At 49.6% G+C, this 17,141-nt stretch carries 15 protein-coding genes and 3 pseudogenes; 11 read left to right on the forward strand and 7 right to left on the reverse strand.

The features are described from left to right. The 7 genes and pseudogenes from JCM10914_RS17185 (at position 1) to JCM10914_RS17215 (ending at position 5,729) form a co-directional block, all read left to right on the forward strand. Positions 1-1,188 (forward strand): MalY/PatB family protein, encoded by a 1,188-nt coding sequence (locus JCM10914_RS17185; RefSeq protein WP_023963351.1) that lies wholly within the window; start codon positions 1-3, stop codon positions 1,186-1,188. Positions 1,189-1,334: 146 nt separating this feature from the next. After that, entirely contained in the window at positions 1,335-1,916 is a 582-nt protein-coding gene (locus JCM10914_RS17190; protein WP_023963352.1) for a M15 family metallopeptidase, read from the forward strand. A gap of 153 nt (positions 1,917-2,069) precedes the next feature. Further along, positions 2,070-2,453, forward strand: coding sequence for a GntR family transcriptional regulator (locus JCM10914_RS17195; RefSeq protein WP_023963353.1), 384 nt, complete (start codon positions 2,070-2,072; stop codon positions 2,451-2,453). Continuing rightward, on the forward strand, positions 2,443-3,315 hold the full coding sequence (locus tag JCM10914_RS17200) for an ATP-binding cassette domain-containing protein (RefSeq protein WP_023963354.1): 873 nt from the start codon (positions 2,443-2,445) through the stop codon (positions 3,313-3,315). The genes JCM10914_RS17195 and JCM10914_RS17200 overlap by 11 nt, the downstream gene beginning before the upstream one ends. Before the next feature lie 2 nt (positions 3,316-3,317). Further along, on the forward strand, positions 3,318-4,037 hold the full coding sequence (locus JCM10914_RS17205) for a hypothetical protein (RefSeq protein ID WP_023963355.1): 720 nt from the start codon (positions 3,318-3,320) through the stop codon (positions 4,035-4,037). Positions 4,038-4,216: 179 nt separating this feature from the next. Beyond that, a pseudogene (locus tag JCM10914_RS17210) lies at positions 4,217-4,875 on the forward strand (futalosine hydrolase). Next, positions 4,872-5,729 (forward strand): 1,4-dihydroxy-6-naphthoate synthase, encoded by an 858-nt coding sequence (locus tag JCM10914_RS17215; protein WP_023963358.1) that lies wholly within the window; start codon positions 4,872-4,874, stop codon positions 5,727-5,729. The pseudogene JCM10914_RS17210 and the gene JCM10914_RS17215 overlap by 4 nt, the downstream one beginning before the upstream one ends. Positions 5,730-5,804: 75 nt before the next feature. On the opposite strand, the gene JCM10914_RS17220 is transcribed toward JCM10914_RS17215, so the two are convergent. Continuing rightward, complete coding sequence (locus JCM10914_RS17220; RefSeq protein ID WP_023963359.1) at positions 5,805-6,320, reverse strand: mismatch-specific DNA-glycosylase; 516 nt, start codon at positions 6,318-6,320, stop codon at positions 5,805-5,807. Between the two features lie 240 nt (positions 6,321-6,560). Then, entirely contained in the window at positions 6,561-6,881 is a 321-nt protein-coding gene (locus JCM10914_RS31925) for a hypothetical protein (RefSeq protein WP_023963360.1), read from the reverse strand. Between the two features lie 195 nt (positions 6,882-7,076). On the opposite strand from JCM10914_RS31925, the pseudogene JCM10914_RS31930 reads away from it, so the two are divergent. The 3 genes and pseudogenes from JCM10914_RS31930 to JCM10914_RS17235 form a co-directional block, all read left to right on the forward strand. Further along, a pseudogene (locus JCM10914_RS31930) lies at positions 7,077-7,208 on the forward strand (sigma factor); the annotation flags it as partial. Positions 7,209-7,342: 134 nt separating this feature from the next. After that, entirely contained in the window at positions 7,343-7,552 is a 210-nt protein-coding gene (locus JCM10914_RS31935) for a sigma factor-like helix-turn-helix DNA-binding protein (protein ID WP_023963361.1), read from the forward strand. Then, positions 7,549-8,583, forward strand: a complete 1,035-nt coding sequence (locus JCM10914_RS17235) for a DUF4871 domain-containing protein (RefSeq protein ID WP_023963362.1) — start codon at positions 7,549-7,551, stop codon at positions 8,581-8,583. The genes JCM10914_RS31935 and JCM10914_RS17235 overlap by 4 nt, the downstream gene beginning before the upstream one ends. 352 nt (positions 8,584-8,935) lie before the next feature. On the opposite strand, the gene JCM10914_RS17240 is transcribed toward JCM10914_RS17235, so the two are convergent. Beyond that, on the reverse strand, positions 8,936-9,805 hold the full coding sequence (locus tag JCM10914_RS17240; RefSeq protein ID WP_036718738.1) for a DUF6612 family protein: 870 nt from the start codon (positions 9,803-9,805) through the stop codon (positions 8,936-8,938). Between the two features lie 136 nt (positions 9,806-9,941). Here JCM10914_RS17240 and JCM10914_RS17245 point away from each other — a divergent pair, with 136 nt between their 5' ends. Next, a complete protein-coding gene (locus JCM10914_RS17245) occupies positions 9,942-10,502 on the forward strand; it encodes a DUF1273 domain-containing protein (RefSeq protein WP_023963364.1) in 561 nt (186 codons plus the stop codon). Positions 10,503-10,509: 7 nt separating this feature from the next. Here the strand turns inward: JCM10914_RS17245 and JCM10914_RS17250 are convergent, their stop codons facing one another. From JCM10914_RS17250 to JCM10914_RS17265, 4 genes and pseudogenes are all read right to left on the reverse strand, one after another. Continuing rightward, positions 10,510-13,086 (reverse strand): TPM domain-containing protein, encoded by a 2,577-nt coding sequence (locus JCM10914_RS17250; protein ID WP_036718775.1) that lies wholly within the window; start codon positions 13,084-13,086, stop codon positions 10,510-10,512. A 150-nt stretch (positions 13,087-13,236) separates the two neighbouring features. Further along, complete coding sequence (gene ald / locus JCM10914_RS17255; RefSeq protein ID WP_023963366.1) at positions 13,237-14,355, reverse strand: alanine dehydrogenase; 1,119 nt, start codon at positions 14,353-14,355, stop codon at positions 13,237-13,239. A gap of 257 nt (positions 14,356-14,612) precedes the next feature. Then, a pseudogene (locus tag JCM10914_RS17260) lies at positions 14,613-16,114 on the reverse strand (alpha-glucosidase/alpha-galactosidase). A gap of 106 nt (positions 16,115-16,220) precedes the next feature. Beyond that, complete coding sequence (locus JCM10914_RS17265) at positions 16,221-17,135, reverse strand: AraC family transcriptional regulator (RefSeq protein WP_023963369.1); 915 nt, start codon at positions 17,133-17,135, stop codon at positions 16,221-16,223. Positions 17,136-17,141 lie beyond the last annotated feature (6 nt).

A 17,141-nucleotide genomic window follows, 5' to 3' on the forward strand; every position in this document is an offset into this window, starting at 1 on the left:
ATGAAATATGATTTTGATCTTGCCATTGACCGAAACCGCAGCGCTTGCGAGAAGTGGGACAACGTACCCGCGATATTCGGCGTACCCGATGCGCTGCCGATGTGGGTCGCCGACATGGATTTCGCCGCTCCGCCAGCTGTAATTGAGGCGATGCAAGCAAGGGTTGAACATGGCGTGTTCGGTTATACGTTCCCGACCGAGTCCTATCGCGGAGCCATCGCGAACTGGATGAAACAACGTCATGACTGGACCATTCAGCAAGAATGGATTCAATTCTGTCCGGGCGTCGTTCCCGCACTTAGTCTAATCGTGGATGCATTCAGCGAGCCGGGCGATCAGATCGTCATCCAGACGCCGGTATATCCTCCCTTCTATCGCGTTGTGAAAGAACATGGACGTGAGCTGGTTCATAATCCGCTCGCATTAGGCGAGGACGGCGATTACACCATGGATTTTGAGGATTTGGAGAAGAGTTTTGCGGGCGGCAAGGTCAAAATGATCATTCTGTGCAGTCCACATAATCCTGTAGGACGAGTATGGAGCAGACAAGAGCTGGATCGTCTTGCGACGCTGTGCCAACAATACAATGTGCTGGTTGTCTCCGATGAAATTCACGCAGATCTGGTGTTCGAGACGGGTGCACACACGCCGTTCGCCGCATTATCGGAAGATGCCGCCGAGCGCTCCATCATCTGTACGGCACCAAGTAAGACGTTCAATATCGCCGGTTTGAACACCGCCAATATGATCATCCCGAACGCACAGCTTCGCAGCAGATTCCGCAAAATCTTGAATCGCTACTCCATCGGCTCCATCACGCCGATGGGAGCAGCGGCAACAGAGGCTGCCTATCGCCATGGCGGCCAGTGGCTGGACGAACTTCTCGTATATATCCGCGGGAACATGGAACTGGTTCAGAGTTACGCTCACGAGCATCTACCGGAGCTGAAAGTAAACTTACCGGAAGCAACATACCTGCTATGGATCGACTTTAGAAACATGAATATCTCTCATGAGGAACTAACCCGTTTCCTTGTTCAGGAAGCGAAGCTGGGACTGAATAGCGGGGCTGCCTTCGGTCTTGATGGTGAAGGCTTCATGCGCATGAACCTGGCTTGTACCCGAGCCACCGTGAAGGAAGCTTTGTCGCGCCTGCATCGTGCTATTGAAGCTTGGAGAGCGAAGTAATACATGATAACAAGAGAGTCGTGCCTTCTGGCGCGGCTTTTTTGGTTATTAACACAGAGTCCTCCATCGCTTAACTGGATCATCGGGGTCGATGTCGATATAATAGAGTAGACATCATGGTGAAAGTAGGTAGACAGTCGAACTCTATGATCAAACGTAAAAAATCAACCCTAGTACTCATTGTTGTTCTAATGCTTGCGATATTCTACATGCAACTGCAAACGACTATACCCGGCATCATACAAGATCTTGATTTTGATTTGAGTAAGAAGGACGCTCCGCCTGTAACCGAATTGCATCCTTACGTTCTGAAGCAGAAGAATGAACTGGTTCGTCTAACGGAGGAGAAGGGAATTACCATCATCATCTCTGACGGCTACCGGAGCCACGAGGAACAGACGCGCATCTACAATCAAGGTCGCACAACGGGGGGGAGCATTGTCACCAATGCCAAGGCTGGAGAATCCCTACACAACTATGGCCTTGCCATCGATTTCGCATTAAAGCTAAAGGATGGCAGCGTAATTTGGGATATGGAATATGACGGGAACAACAACGGCAAATCCGACTGGATGGAAGTCGTTGAAATCGCGAAGAGCTTAGGCTTCCAGTGGGGCGGTGATTGGGCCAATTTCCCGGACTATCCGCATCTTCAGATGGATTTCGGCTTAAGCATTCGTGAACTGCAGCGCGGCAAGCGGCCGCCGGAAGATATAGCTATACCATAGACGAGGATGACTACGTTATAAGTCGTCCTCGTTTTTTTTCATGCCCAAAAAGCTCCGAGATGCTTGACATCTTTCCTGCCTTTTGGTTATATAGTTATATATATGAGTATATAACTAATATTAAGGTCACAAGAACAAGGTGGTGATTGTTAAATGAGTGGCGGCCATGCAGATAGCAGACCCTTATTCATTCAGATTAAGGAACGTATTGAAGATCAGATTGTGAACGACCAATTGCATGAAGGTGATCAAGTTCCTTCAACCACGCAGCTATCTCAGTTTTACAAAATCAATCATATTACCGTGCTGAAAGGAATCAATCTACTGGTAGAATCCGGTCTAATCTATAAGAAAAGAGGGGTTGGTATGTTTGTTGCTGACGGCGCGAAGCAGATGCTGTTGCAATCAAGGAAGAACGCATTTGCAGACGATTATGTTGTTCCCATGCTTCAAGAAGCCGGTAATCTCGGCTTATCCAATGACGAGCTATTCGAAATCATAAACAAGCTAAAAGGAAGTGATCCTCATGAATTATGATGTCCAGTTTGACTCTGTATCGGTACGTTATGGCAATGTTGAAGCCGTTCGCAACGTCTCCTTCCGCCTGGAGAGTGGCAGGATTTACGGTCTTCTCGGACGCAACGGAGCAGGTAAAACCACGCTATTATCGGTGCTCGCCTCATTCCGGGAACCCTCCGCAGGTTTAGTTACGGTTGGCGGTATGCAGCCATTTGAGAACCGGGAGATCATGCAAGAGGTATCCTTTATTTATGATGTCGACTATAAAGATGAGTCGGAGAAGGTCAAGACGATGGTGGAATCGTTCGCAAGGTATCGGCCGCACTTTGATGCCGCTTATGCGATGGAGCTTGTAGGCAAATTCGGTCTGCCGCCTCAAAAACCACTCAAAGAGTTATCCAAGGGGATGCAGTCTGCTTTCAACGTATGCATCGGTTTGGCAAGCCGTTCGCCGGTTACCATTCTGGACGAAGTGTATCTTGGCATGGATGCGCCTGCTCGGGAAATCTTCTACCGCGAACTGCTTGAGGATCAGGCACGGCATCCGAGAACCTTCATTCTCTCCACTCATCTGGTATCGGAGATGGATTATCTGTTCGAAGACGTCATCATCATTCACCAGGGCGGGTTCGTGCTCCAAGACGATTATGAATCGTTAACCTCCCGCGGGGTTTCGGTTACGGGTGCAGCTCATGAAGTAGATCAATTCATTCAAGGCAAGAAGGTGCTGAATACGCAGCAGCTCGGTGCAACCAAGTCTGTCATGATCTATGGTGAACTGGAAGAAATGGAACGACAAGCTGCGCAGAGATCTGGACTTGAGCTCGGCCCGATATCGCTTCAGGATCTGTTCATTCATCTAACCGGGGAGGGTCGCTGAATATGAAGAAATCATCAATGTTATCCAAAATCACATTCGACATGTTATACCAAAAAGGGAATTGGGCCTTGGGATTCCTATTGGTCCTGCTTCTGCTCCATGTTGGAATGGGCATCGGAACGAGTATCGGTTTGAACGTTCGAAGCGAATTCGCAGAGGAAGACTTCCTCTCGCTTGCGTTCCGTTCAAGCAAAGGCTTTTTGTTGGTGATCGGTATTCTTTCCGCCTATGGCTTCCTGAGTTATTATGTAAAAATGGGACTCACGCGCAAAGATTTTTATTATGGCGCTGTACTATCTACTGGCATACTGTCCCTGTTATTTCCGCTTGTGGCTGGAACCATCCAACTTGTGCTCGGGCTGTTCATGAATGGCAGCATTAATTCTGCCATCCTGCAGGAATTCAACAACAATTGGCTGCATTTTGTCACTGCGTACAGTATCCAGAACTTCTTCTTTTATCTTATGGGATGGTTGATCGGAACAGGCTTCTACCGCTACGACTGGATACGAGGAATCGGCTTCATTGCCATAGCAGTTGTCGGTATCGCAGTAATTGATGGCTTGTGGCAATACGAGTTGGAATCATTCTGGGGTAACTGGCTGCCGATCACTTTCGGGGAAATGCCATTCTTGGCCACGTTGGCTGTCTCACTAGCTGTCATCGTTGTCGCCCTCATCCTTATCCGATTTATGTCCAGAAAAATCACGATCAGGATGTGACACATCTATTAGAAATGGCTGACTCACTTGGCAGGTGCTGCCTAAGAGTCAGCCATTCTAGGTTATGACAGTTTCATATGAGTACGTAAACCTGAAGGTGGTCTTTACACAACCGTCAGAAGAGTATAACGTTATAGTCATACGGATTGACAGTCTATGTGATATGAAGGAGAACATATATGCAGGAAATGAATCGAATACTTATCGTCACCGCCGTAGACGCGGAAAAGGACGCCGTGCTGCGGGGGCTGGGAAACGCTGCAGGCGTCGATGTCATCGCCGGCGGCGTCGGACCCGCAGCAACCGCTGCAGCAACCGCACGCCAGTTGACCCAGTCCGCCTATCGACTCGTGATCAGCGCAGGCATTGCAGGCGGCTTTCACGGACAAGCAGAGATGGCATCCATCGTGGTCGCCGATACGCTGATTGCCGCGGACCTCGGCTCTGAAACCGGGGAAGACGGCGGCTTCCATAGCGTGGAGCAGCTTGGCTTCGGCACGGCCCGTATTCAAGCAGACCGCGCCTACGCAGCCAAATTAGTAGAAGCCTTGCAGGCTAACGATATCCAGACCACTCTCGGCCCCATCCTTACCGTCTCCACCACAACAGGCACGGCCGCAACCGCAGACCGCCTATTGCTGCGCGTACCAGGTGCCGCCGCCGAAGCATGGAAGGATTCGGCGTAGCCACCGCTGCTGCGGCGGCAGCGATTCCCGTGCTGGAGATTCGTTCGATCTCCAATATGGTCGGACCCCGCGATCGGGGTGCCTGGAAGATCAAAGAAGCGCTGCAGGCGCTGGAACAAGCCAGTTCATTACTACCGGAGGTGCTTACATGAAGATCGCTTTTTCCCCGTGTCCCAACGACACCTTTGTATTCCACGCCTGGGTGCACGGCCTGATACCGGATGCGCCTGAGCTTGATGTGTCGTACGCAGATATTAATATTACCAATCATTGGGCGGCTGACGATAGAGAGCATGACATTCTGAAAATCTCTTATGCCGCCCTGCCATGGGTTCTGGACGAGTATGCTTTATTGCCTTGCGGCGGCGCACTCGGTCGTGGCTGCGGGCCACTCGTATTAACGGCGGATAAGCTGCCTGGTGGGGAAGCGGCTAGCGGACCAACCGCCTTATCCGGCCGTACTATCGCCGTCCCGAGCGAACGTTCCACCGCTTATTTGCTCTTCCGGTTATGGGCGGCACAGAACGTGCCGGGCGGCCTCGGAGAGATTATCGTTATGCCGTTTGACCAGATCATGCCTGCCGTGCGCGACGGCGCCGTTGATGCCGGCCTGGTCATCCACGAGGCACGCTTTACGTACCCATCGTATGGGTTGAAGCTGATGTCGGACCTTGGGAGCTGGTGGGAATCCGATACCGGGCTGCCGATACCGCTCGGAGCCATCGTCGCGCGCAGATCCCTGGATTTGAAGCGCATCTCCCAGTGGATTCGAACTTCCGTTGAATACGCGTGGGCACACCCGCAAGATTCCAAGGCCTACGTCCTGGCGCATGCACAGGAGATGGAGCAGCAGGTGGCTGAAGCGCATATCGATCTGTACGTCAACTCGTTTACGGCAGAACTCGGCGAAGACGGTTATGCTGCCATCTCCGCCCTGCTCGAACGCGCGGCAGACGAAGGGCTCGTTCCGCGAATCGATCCCGCGCTGTTAAAGAGACCGTACTGACATATGAAAGAGGAACGTACCGTGCCGCTGATTTGGCGGCCAACTTGTACGCTCCTCTTTTTTTGGCATCGGTAACTATCGTTCGTCCGACTGGATATATTCATTCAATTGCCGATAGATCCCGACAATCTCATCCATTGGCATGCGGACCAGTCCACTGGAGGAAGGTGCTACAAATTCCTGGACCCCATCTACTAGCATTTCCTGTTGAAAGCCCCAGTCACTTCGCGATTTACCGCTAAATTCGGTATAAACCCCCTTACCGACGAAGCACGCGACTTGCGGTCTGAATTGTTCGAGTTTCTCCTTCAGTATATCTCGCCCAAGCTGATACTCCGAGCGGGTGATATCCTCTGCTCCCCTTGTGGGTCTGGCCACGATATTGGTGAAGCCATACCCTAACTTCAATAATTGCCCGTCTTCTCTAGCCTCGTATAGCCGGGGAGTCAGCCCCGATTGGTGAAGGATGCGCCAGAAATTGTTACGGGGGTTGGCATAGTGATGCCCGACCTCGCCGGACCGCAAACTTGGATTGAATCCGATAAATAAGATGGTCAATCCGTAATCGAGATGATCCCTGATTTCATTCATGCTTTAGCCTCCTGCTGCTAAGCCTTGCCAAGACGAACCCTACTATCTTGTTATGTTAATGCGTAGTGGCCGAATGGTTCTGGCTATTGTTACGTTTGCGTATCTCATGGATGCCCATTACGACCGTAACGAGCTCCCAATCCGTCAGTTCCTCGCTCTCATTATGCAGATGGTAAGCACCTGATTGCAGCCAGTTGCTTACACGATGAAATCGTGCGGCCAGGCTCCCCGCATGATCAGCTATTTCATATTCGTTGGAAAAGGCTGGCGATATAATCTCAAACGTCCCGCGGGACCCGCATCGTATTCAAACCTCTTCTTCATAAAACTCATTCTCATGCGTAGCACCCCGAGCTCCTGATCGTTATGATCACGCACGTTCCAGCGATTAGAGAAGAAGCGAAACGATCCGCTACACACCCGGTCACGCGCTGCATCGTATACATCCACGGAGGAGCCAAAAGCACTCTTCAAATCCAATTCGCCGATGACTTCTCCCTGCCGATTCATGATGTCTGTTCTGCCCGCATTAAAAAAGTTATCCTTAAAGTAGAGGCTCATTGCACCTCGCTCCCTTCTATTATGTTTATGTGTTACCCATTACAACGATTTCGAAGCCGAATTGTTTCAACATTTTTTAACGTGAACCGGGAACCAATTCAAGATTGAATTGTCTAATATGATGAGGTGATGCGATTGGAGTATCTGAAGCATATGGTCGCAGCGGATGACGCTAGCGCCATCCTGAGTGAATTAATGGATCTTTATGGACAGGATGTATGGAATTATGCGTATTTCCTGACCAAGCGGCGGGATGCCGCAGATGATATTAGCCAAGAGGTTTTTCTAAAAGCGTTCAGACATTTACACGATTTTCAGGGCCGAAGCTCCGTGAAGACATGGCTGCTGACCATCACCCGGAATATCTCCTTCAATTATCTTAAATCATCCTTCATATCCAGAGTGATGCTGCTAGGGCGGAATATGCCAGACTCCAGTATGCCCTCCGCGAGATGGAGTATATGGATACACATGCCGTCTCGCGTATCTGGAAGCTGGTTATGCAGCTGCCAGCCAAATACCGGGAGGTGCTTATTCTGGAATCCCACTATCACCTCACACGCAAAGAAATGTCGGAGCTGCTGAACATCGCCGAAGGTACGATCAAATCCCGGTTGCACCGGGCACGTGCTCGGATGGAGGAACTGCTGAAAGGAGAGGATATGCCATGACCACCACAAAACAATCGAATGAGCCTACCGAATCGGCATGGACTAGCGAGCTCTCTTCGCCACCGTTTGAAGCGCCCATGTTCACGGAAGAAATGAAACGCCAGGTGCTCAGCGGCAAACTTGCCCCGAAGTCCATCCCTCATCGTACATCCATTCGTACGCGTAACATTCGCTGGCGTCTGCTACCCGTCGGTATCCTGATCATCCTGTTGGCAGGAGCTGCCGGCGTATGGCAGAAGTCGCCTGTACTCCAGCAATGGACCTCTTTGACGATGGGAGATTCATCGGATTGGGCTCCTCGCCAAGTTTACACCCAGGATGGTGTTGACAAAATACAAGCCTTTCCAGGAGGGGAATTTCCAGCGGGTATAACCTCAGGAGCGATGTGGATGTTGGTGGATCCAATTGAGACGATGGAAGGAAAAACAATCGAGATCCACGCCATTCATCGTCTATCAGGATATACATTCATGGAATTGCCCGAGACGATCATAACAGCCGAGATGGCTTATGATAACTTCACCCGTGTGACCTCAAACTTCGGTCCGCCATTGGCCGGACTATGGAGATACGACGTGATCGTGGATGGCGACAAATACGGTGATGTGGTGATCGACGTACCCGATGGCAGCTGGGAGCCTAGTCCGCAGTTTCTATTGGGTAATTCGGACAATTTCCAAATGAATTCTAGAATAAATAACTTCCCATATGTACTGAATGGCGTGGAAGGACGATTAGGGTTATTAAACGCAGAAATTATATCTGGAGCGACCAACAAACACATGTGGTATTTTTGGGGGCGCAGTGAAGATCTCACAGGCGAAGTACAGATTACAGCTGTGAAGAAGGGATCGCACGAAGTCATTACTCTCTTTGAGGCCAAGACTCTTCAATCCCAGCTTAACGGGTCGGATGCATCGCTCCATACGATGTTGCTCCTGCCTAGCTCCGGATTGTGGCGCCTCATGGCCACGGTCGACGGCCAATTGTTCGGCAGCGTTGTAGTTGACGTGAAGTCACCGGATGGATGATGAACGATAGATGCCATTATTAATAATTCTCTGCTGCTCATAAATCAACATCCCTAGCACACAATGCGAGGCAAAAAGATGCGTAAATACATCCTTTTCCAGACTTCTATCACTTTAACGATACAGTTCCTGCAAAAATGCAGCCTTTTTCCTCAACCTTAGCCAGATAATAAAAAAACACCATAAATAACTGCAGATAAGCAGCTATTTATGGTGTTTCAACTTTTATTGGATAAATTCCTGCACTTCCGCATCTTTCTTTGCTCCCACACCAGTAACGGCTGCCCGCATGCAGTATATCACTACAAGACAGGCAGCCGTTACTAAGGTACGGTTACGTAAGATCGATTCATTACTGCGCGTTAAGCGCTTCCTCTGGCACTTCGATTTGATCAATCTCATCGTACTTGGAATACGTGCTCTTCATCTTCATCTCCAGGGTCACTTTCTCCCCTTCGGCTTCCAACTCAAGCACCATATCCAGGTCGGTTGTCGTCGGCAGATATGTTTCCTTGTGCACTCCATATACAAGACTTACGCTCTTGATGTCCATCTGCTCCATCATCGCTTCCATCTGCGGATCATTTCCCGCCTGGCTCATCATCGACTTGGCAATCTCTTTCAGATTGTCACCGGACACATCCGCAGTCAGGATATACACGTCACCTTCTTCAGTGACCGTGGTATCCTGGGCAATCGATTTAAACTGCTCCAACTGCTGATCCGGACCCGCATTCGCCATATCCATGCTATCTCGGATCTCTTGCTCCTGCTCTTGCGGAATCTTCATCCATTGATTGTCCATCTCGACATAGATGCCATCTTCCATAATGTATTGCTTCATCTCCACTTTGCCCTCAGCTGTATCCATCTCAATGATCTGCATCATTTCCATGGGGTCCATCGTAATCTCCGATTCTAGCACCATGTCCACATTTTGTTCCTGACTCTGCTCGCCTTCAACAACGATATGCTGCTTTATATCGGCATTCATGGCAAAACTCTTCAAATTAGCGGATGCTTCCACTGACCGTTGCAGCAACTCTTCTGCCGTCGGAACCTCATCTTGCGACTCCTCTTCAACCGGCGACGTCTCTGCAGGCGGCGCTGTTTCCTCTACTGGTGGCGTCGCAGCGCCCTCCTCAACGTCATTGTCGCTGCCACATGCTGCGATGACCATCATAAGCATGGCTGTGAATAATACCAACGTCCATTTTTTCAAATCCATATCCTCCTAAAGTAGGTGTCCTAGTTATTTACCCCAATTCTTGCCATTCGTAACATATCGTGCGGAAGTTGCCCGAATGCAGGGAACGAGATACACTAGACCTATTCTGTTCACTTAGGAGTGTGCTTCATTGGACAATCTATTGATCACCGGTTATCGAGCCCATGAGCTTGGTATATACAACAACAAACATGAAGGCATTCCCTATATACGCAAAGCCATTGCCAAACGCCTCATTCCCCTCCTGGATGAAGGGCTGCAATGGGTCATTACCCCTGGACAGTACGGCGTAGACCTCTGGGCCATTGAAGTCGCTATCGAGTTAAAAGCTCAGTATCCTGCGCTGCGATGTTCCATTCTTACCGCCTATGCCAATCCTGAGGAGCAATGGAAGGACGACAAGAAAGCCTACTTTCAGCAGCTTAAACAAGGCGTGGATTTCTACGCACCGGTCAGCAAGGACGCTTATCAGGGAAGCTGGCAATTCTCTGCCAGAGATGAGCTGCTGCTCCGCAAGACCGACGGAATCCTGCTCGTCTACGACGAAGATAACGGGGAAGCCAGCCCCAAGTTCATCAAAGAACGTGCGCTAAAGAAGCAGTCCCAGGAAGGTTACCGCTTCATTAGCATCGGTTCGGAAGAGATTCAGGCAATAGCCGATGAAGAGAGTATGAACCAGGCTGATTATTAGGTGGGTTTTACCATTTCGAGCCACCTGAAGAATTGTTGCTGTTAGAATTTCCGCTCCAGCTAGATTTACCCGTGGAACTTCCTTTGCTACTACTTGAGTCTGGTGAAACACCACTATGAGAGGGATTAGATGATCTGTTGCTCTGACTGAAGCTGCTACTTATCCCAGACCTGCTCGATTTAGAAATTTGATCCGCGGCACGTTTCATCGCCACTGCTGTGCGCTGAGTTTCGATAGCGGCTCTTCGCTGTTGTTCGATGATCTCCTGTTGCTGAATATCGGATGCTACACGTCGCATGTAATCATCAATCTGTTGGAGCTCATAAATAGCTTCCGTATAAAGTCCTTCCGATAACATATCCCTGACTCGGGCTAGATAGGATTTACTGGTTTTCTTAAAGCTTCTTCCTGCTTTTCGAGCAACCTGCTTATACTGCCTCTCCACCTGAGCAATTCTGCGTTCAGCTTCTTCCTTTTGACGCACGATCTCGCGGACTGCGAAGGAAAACTGTTCGGCGTTCTTGCTGATGAGAGCTGCCATTAGCTCCAAGTGCTCCAAATCATATGGAGTAGAAGATAATCGATCATATAGCGTTCGAATGCTCTCCCAGATGAACTGCGGCATATCAATCACTTGCATATGGCTTCGGGTCACAATCTGACTTCGAGAGACAGTCTCTTCATGTTGAATTATGACATCTTCCGAAGATGCCAGATCGTTACGAACCCGTTGAAGTCGTTCATCCAATTTATCTAATTCAGTTCTGACCTGGGCCAAAGCCAGACGGACTTTGCTCATCATGCTCAGCCCCTCGTCAATTCTCGTTCGGGCTGCTTCAAAATCCTGAATCAGATCATCAGTAAGTCGCTCTGCATCCGCTATGTTTTGATTAATACCCGTTACCATGCTCTGCGTGCGTATTAATTCATGCTCACCTGTTGACCAGTAACGCGATTTAAAACGATCCCGACAACTGTCCAATATTCCATTCAGCAATAAGTGTTCCTCATAGAATCGTTGGACTTGATCCTTAAGATCAGGGAGGTCTGTCTGATTCCGGCTTCTCAGGTCTGCCTGAAATTGGGTCAAGGATAATGCTTCCGCCCGTTGGGTATGTGCTCTTTCTGCGTGTCTTCTGACTTCATCCATCGCTCCAGCACGAAGATATGATTCTGATTGCTTCATCTCATAGCGCGATTCTTCAAGTCGCTCAAATGGACGGACCTTAATCTGGTTTAAATGATTAGACTCGATAATTTGTCTGATCTCCGTATGAGTCGCCTCCAATTTCTCTTGGAATGCGAGATGATCCTGCAAAAACACGTCCACTTCATCGATATTCTGCCCGATGATCGCGCGCCGTTGCTCTGCAATCCGAAGTACTCGCTGTGATTCCAAAGGATCAAATAAATTCAGCTCAATTGCACGCTGCATTTGGCTTTCGATTTGCTGCAGCTCCTCGTACAGTTTTTGAAGCGGAAAGCCCGTTTGTGTCGACTTACGATCCAACCTCTTCCGGCTCATTTGAAGCTCTTCATTAAGCTTAACTGCCATATCCTTGCTGGTTTGACCTGCAACTTCAATAACCATCAGCTTACTTTCCTCATTCATGACTGTGTGATCAATACGTTCTCTGATACTTGAATAACGATGTATGTTCAGATTGAGATTCTTGTAATCGAAAATGAAAACGTTCATTTTCTTCAGTTCTTGCTTGGAATCCACCGCCTGAGCGCACTGTTCTGTCAGAACCCTATAGATCTCTTGAACAGCCTCAGCCGTAGTCCCTTTGACAATCTCTCGAAAGTTCGTGACCTTCTCTTGAGCCGTATTACATCGTACCGTTAACTCTGCGAACTGTAGTTGAATGCGTGTAAGCCTGCGTAATTTAAACCAACCTAGCAGAACCGAACCTATGAAAATTATAATCGCTGAAGCAACAAAGATTTGAAGCCAAGGGACTCTGATCAATAACTGATTCAAGCCATTGGTGTTCACCATGGTTGGCTCGAATTTAGAGCTAGTCTCAAGCTCGGGAGCTGGCTCTGGATTCATTATTTCATGCTCGGACGAAGTCGTAGCTTGGGCAGCAACTGAGCCAAGGCGGTGGACTTGATTAATCATACTCGCACTTGCTTTTGAGAAATCCCCTTCTCTGGCAAATGGAATAAAATAAGTATCCAATAAAGCCGTGATCGCAACACTTCCGCTTCCCAGCCCTTTATGATGACTCCAGTCATCCAGCACCTTCTGCAAGTCTGGACGATTAAAATTAAACTCAACGCTTCGATCCTCCAATGATATAAGCAGGAGGGTATCTTGATTCTTCAACTTCCACTGAGCGTATGTCTGATTGGCTATATCGGTTGGGTTTGCCCCATTAAGCCTTGGTAATGTCAGGATATACACATTCAGAAACTCGCCCTCGGCTATTTTGTTCAAATACTTTATCTGACCTTGATCGAACAAACCCGCTTTATCCTGAACATACCCTTCTTTATTCGGAATCCCGGCAGCATACGCAGAAATTCCACTAATCATCGTTAGCACCAGAACCACCATAATCATTCGTATAAACTTCATTTCCAATCGCTAGCCCCCACTCTTCACAACACAAACTCTATCCATTATATACCATTATAATCAAACCTTCGTTACATAAATTTTTCGAATCAGTAAAAAGAGCCTCCCTTGACAGGAGGCACGCTTCATTGTTTATATTTTGATTTGTCCCTACGCCAACAAATAATCGTCGATGCTGGTATAAGCGTAGCCGTGTGCAGCTGCTACGGCTTCATACGTCACCTTGCCGCCAATGGCGTTGATGCCCCGGGCTAATGCTTTATCCTGGCGTGCCGCCGTTCGAATGCCGCGATTCGCGATTCGCAGTCCGTACGGTGCGGTTACATTTGTCAGGGCGATTGTCGACGTCCGGGCGACGGCGCCTGGCATGTTCGCGACGGCGTAGTGGATGACGCCATGCTTCTCATAGGTCGGATTATCATGCGTCGTGATTCGGTCAATCGTCTCAATCGAGCCGCCTTGATCAATCGCGACATCCACGATGACCGATCCAGGACTCATCTTCCGAACCATCTCCTCTGTGACCAATCGCGGCGCTCTCGCCCCCGGAATGAGGACGGCACCAACAACGAGATCAGCCGATTTGACCGTCTCCGCGATATGATAGGGATCCGACATGATCGTCTTCACCCGGCCTTGGAACAAGTCGTCAAGTTGGCGTAACCGGCCAGGGTTGATATCGAGTATGCTGACGTCCGCACCAAGTCCGAGCGCGATCCGCGCAGCATTGGTACCCACGATCCCGCCGCCAATAACGGCTACCTTGCCGGGAGCGACGCCAGGAACCCCGCTCAGCAGAACTCCCTTGCCGCCGTGGGCTTTTTCCAGGAAGTGCGCGCCGATCTGAATCGACATCCGGCCGGCTACTTCACTCATCGGCGTTAGCAGCGGCAGACTGCCGTCGGTTAACTGAATCGTCTCATAGGCCACCGCAACTACCTTGCGCTCGACTAGCGCTTCGGTCAACTCGGGCTCTGGCGCCAGATGCAGATAGGTGTACAGGATCATATCCTCATGGAAGTATTCGTATTCCTCTTGCAGAGGCTCCTTGACCTTAACCACCATTTCCGCCTGCCATGCTTCTGCCGCCGTTGGAACGACCTTGGCTCCAGCGGCTCTATAATCTTCATCCGTAAAACCGATCCCCAGACCCGCTCCGGATTGAACGACCACCTCATGTCCCGCATTCTTGAAGCTGATAACGGTACCTGGTGTCATGCCAACGCGGCTTTCATTGTTTTTGATTTCTTTGGGAACCCCGATAATCATCCCCATGGCCTCCTTAGTGGTCAACTTTGACTATCTATCTGCATTGTACCCATTTTTATCCGAACTGTGTACCAGTTCTTAAGTCTGTGAGAATTTTACGATAAATTACATGTATATGCAGGTTGCACGGGATCAGAGATGGCGCACGTCCATGATAAAAAGCCTCCAATCCGACCCGGATGAAGCGGAAGATTGTTTCGGCTTCATCACCAGCTCGTATAGAGGCTTTCGCATTTCATTCCACCAGGCTAGATCATCTACAACACTTTCTCCCGATCCTTCCCCTTATCCGACTCTCCGGCGTTCTTGTTCGCGTTCTCCCGATCCAACTTCATCTCATCGACTGTCTTTACTCTCAAACGGGCGGCGCCCTCATAGTCGCGAGTCGGAATCAGACTGCCCGCTGACTGTCGTTCTTTAGCCGCGGCGATCGCCTCCCCGTACTGAGGAAGCCAAGCTTCGCCGGCAATTAGCATCTCATCCACGAGCTGCCAAATCTCCTTCGGATTACATACGGCTCCCACGAGCGGATCCATCATAAAAGCTTGGCGCAAGAGCAAATCATCACCATGCACGGCAGCTTCAACAGCTAATCGTTGCACCGAGATGCTGGCGGAGCATACGGCAGCAGGCCCCAGCGGCAGCTTACCCACATGCGACATCGATATGCCGTTGCGATCGACATACCCCGGAGCTTCCACGATCGCGTCATCCGGCAGGTTGGCGATGATGCCTTGGTTGACGACATTAAAGTGTCCACGGTACATTCTTCCCGTTTCCAACCCTTCTATAATATAGGAGCCGTGCTCTTCACCTCGGTGCTCCGCGGTATAAGTCATAGCCGGATCGTTCATCCAATTCGGAAAATCTGTCTCAAACCAGTGGCGCCCCTCCGTGCATACACGCAGATAGCCCCAGTCTCCCCGTTGATCCAGCTGCCGAGGTCGATCCAATCCGTTATTTCTTCGGGGCGCTTGCGATACCAGGCGACATACTCGCTCAGATGGCCATTGGATTCTGTACTGTAGTATCCGAAGCGGCGGAGCATATCAATGCGAACTTTCTCCGTTCTGCTATATTCAGGATGCGACTCGAAAGCTTGCAGAAGCCCTTTCGTTAAATCCCTTCCTTGATGGGCAGCCTGGATATACCAGGTCTGATGATTAATTCCAGCACAGACGATATCGACTTCTTCTTTGTTTAGCCCGTACACTTCCGCAATTTGATGATGTCCGTGCTGAACCCCATGGCATAAACCGATCGTTCGCACGCCGCCGTATTGATTACAAGCCCATGTCAGCATCGCCATCGGATTGGAATAATTGAGCAGCAGGACATCTTCTACACACACCTCGCGGATATCCTGACAGATGCCCAGCATTTCAGGGATCCCCCGCTGTCCGTACATGATTCCTCCTGCACATAACGTATCGCCGACGCATTGATCGATGCCATACTTCAGCGGAATATCCACATCACTTCGAAAGGCGTCCAGTCCACCCACCCTGATCGTGCAAATCACATATTTCGCATCCTTCATCGCCGCCCTTCGATCAGTGGTAGCCTCAATAGAAATCGATAATCCATTCTCATGAATATCCCGTTGGCACAGCTTTGTCACCATCTCGAGATTAGGCTGGCTTATGTCCGTGAACGCGACCTCAATATTCCGGAATTCCGGCACGGTTAACAGATCTCGAAGAATACCACGTGTAAAACCGATGCTGCCGGCACCAATAAAAGCAACCTTGAATGACATTCCATCGCCTCCTTGTCATCATTGGGATTGAACTTATTGTAACAAGGGGCGATGCGAAAGCGTTATCAAGATCATGACCTCTTAAGATCAAGGATGTCAACAATCCTCACTTATCATCTTCAATTTGGCCATAGTTCCATGCTTTCCGATCCCGCGATAATCGGTATTCAACGGGCGTGCAGGCCGTATGTTTTTTGAATAACATGTGAAAATATTGTCTGCTGCCAACCCCTACATAATCCGAAATCTCATGGATCGGGATATCAGTCTGCTCCAGCAGCATCTTCGCTTTCTCCATGCGAATTGCAGTCAGATAATCGGTTATCGTTCTGCCCGTCCCTCTGCGAAATACTCTGTGCAAATACCCCGGATGCAGATTAACCTCGGCCGCCACATCCTTCACCTGGATCGGACGGTCATAATTCTGATGAAGAAAATCAACGCTACGCTTGATGTATAACTCGCTGAGCAGCACGTCCCCGCTCTCTCGTTCTTGCAGCAATCGCGCGATCGTGACAAGTAGTTGAATAAATAGCAGCTGCGGCAACATCTTGCCATCGGTTCCTTTCTGATCGAGTTCCAGAACGAGGCTTCTCAGCACAGGATAAACTTCTTCATGATCTGACAGCACAAGATATGGCGACGTAAGGCCCAAGAGTGAAGATACCTCGGCCTCCTCTTCTGCGATCTGACGCAAAGAAGGAGAGGGTCCCCTCACTTCGGCAAATCCAAATTCCACATTCAGCATTCGGCATGAGCTGTCTTTGTCCACGATCAAGCGGTGAGAGACGTCAGCATCAAGTATGACGAACTCCCCTTTTCTCAGAATAATACGCTTCTCCCTTCCCCGCTCGTTCACGTCAATATGACATTCTCCAGAAATCATGTACATAATCTCGGTGGAGTTATGTTGATGGAACGGCATCTGATAATCTTGCCATTGTTTATAGTAATACGCATAGAATCGTGGAGCATAATCGCCGTTTAGCAGCACCTGTTGGAACAAACTACCGTTTACCATGCTTCC

Source organism: Paenibacillus sp. JCM 10914, from assembly GCF_001315105.1.
GTDB lineage: Bacteria > Bacillota > Bacilli > Paenibacillales > Paenibacillaceae > Paenibacillus_AQ.